A 1,517-nucleotide genomic window follows, 5' to 3' on the forward strand; every position below is an offset into this window, starting at 1 on the left:
TAATCATACTCAATTAAGTATTACCACATTTTCGATTAATGGGGGAGGAGGTAGTATGGGGGGATCCTCATGCTGTGTATTGTTACCGGAAAAATGGTCACCACATCTGGTTGCCAGAGTAAAATGGGAAAGCCTGGATAAAAGTAAATTATCACGAAGACCAGATTATGATGAGGTGGAGGCGTATGATCTCTGGAGTGCAGAGATAGATAAATTAAGTATATCCCATGAAATTACTGTGCCAATCCCGGAATATTCCACTGAAGATGCCTGTAGTGTAAAGGTGCATTTTTTACCCTGCGATCAGGTGAAAGTAACAACATCCTGTTACGGTTATGGCTCGCCGGAATACCCGGTAAAAGAGCCCTTTAATATGAAGGAGCCTGCTGTATGTCCAAAATAACTCAGCGCATTTTTCTGTCCGGTAATATAGGGTATAAAAATCCGCACTACTTTATTACATTATTAATGTAATAAAGTAGTGTAATGATTTAATTAATAACAAATGGCGGTAATGATATTATGAACAATAAAAAATTGATAACGACATTATGTTTCGGGTTGGCGCTGTTTATTTCCGGTTGCTCCGGGGCATCCGGATTTGGAAAGAAAAAAACAGAGCCTCTGGCAGCATCTGTCACCGGGTTTAATCATACCCAATATGAAATAGCCCGGTTTTCGATTAATGGAGGCGGAGGTAGTATGGGGGGATCCTCATGCTGTGTATTGTTACCGGAAAAATGGTCACCACATCTGGTTGCCAAAGTGAAATGGGAAAGCCTGGATACCAGCAAATTATCACCCCGACCAAAATTCAGTCAGGTTGAGGCATATAAGCGCTGGAAGGCCGAACTGAGGCAATACAGCACATCTCATGAAATTACTGTACCAATCCCTGAATATGAAGAAAAAGTCTGTAGTTTAGATGTCCATTTCTTACCTTGTCATCAGGTAAAAGTGACCACATCCTGTGCCAGCTATGGTTCACCGAATTACCCGATTAATGAACCCTTTAAAATGAAGGAGCCTGCGGTATGTCCAAAATAATTCAGCGTATTTTTCTGTCAGGTAATATAGGGTATGAAAATCCACACTACTTTATTACATTATTAATGTAATAAAGTAGTGTAATGATTTAATTAATAATAAATGGCGGTAATGATATTATGAACAATAAAAAATTGATAACGACATTATGTTTCGGGCTGGCGCTGTTTATTTCCGGTTGCTCCGGAGCATCCGGGTTTGGAAAGAAAAAAAACAGAGCCTATGGCAGCATCTGTCACCGGGTTTAATCATACTCAATTAAGTATTACCACATTTTCGATTAATGGGGGAGGAGGTAGTATGGGGGGATCCTCATGCTGTGTATTGTTACCGGAAAAATGGTCACCACATCTGGTTGCCAGAGTAAAATGGGAAAGCCTGGATAAAAGTAAATTATCACGAAGACCAGATTATGATGAGGTGGAGGCGTATGATCTCTGGAGTGCAGAGATAGATAAATTAAGTATATC

General features: G+C 40.0%; 3 protein-coding genes. All 3 read left to right on the forward strand.

Going from position 1 to position 1,517, the window contains the following annotated elements:
- On the forward strand, nt 1–403 hold a 403-nt coding region (locus AYY16_RS13045; RefSeq protein WP_156665009.1), incomplete at its 5' end, for a DUF3304 domain-containing protein.
- Nucleotides 404–522: 119 nt separating this feature from the next.
- Nucleotides 523–1,047, forward strand: a complete 525-nt coding sequence (locus tag AYY16_RS13050; RefSeq protein ID WP_067367348.1) for a DUF3304 domain-containing protein — start codon at nt 523–525, stop codon at nt 1,045–1,047.
- 222 nt (nt 1,048–1,269) lie between these two features.
- Nucleotides 1,270–1,517: DUF3304 domain-containing protein (locus tag AYY16_RS21725; protein WP_412778965.1), on the forward strand; the 248-nt coding region annotated here is incomplete at its 3' end.

This window comes from Morganella psychrotolerans (assembly GCF_001676155.1).
GTDB classification, from domain to species: domain Bacteria; phylum Pseudomonadota; class Gammaproteobacteria; order Enterobacterales; family Enterobacteriaceae; genus Morganella; species Morganella psychrotolerans.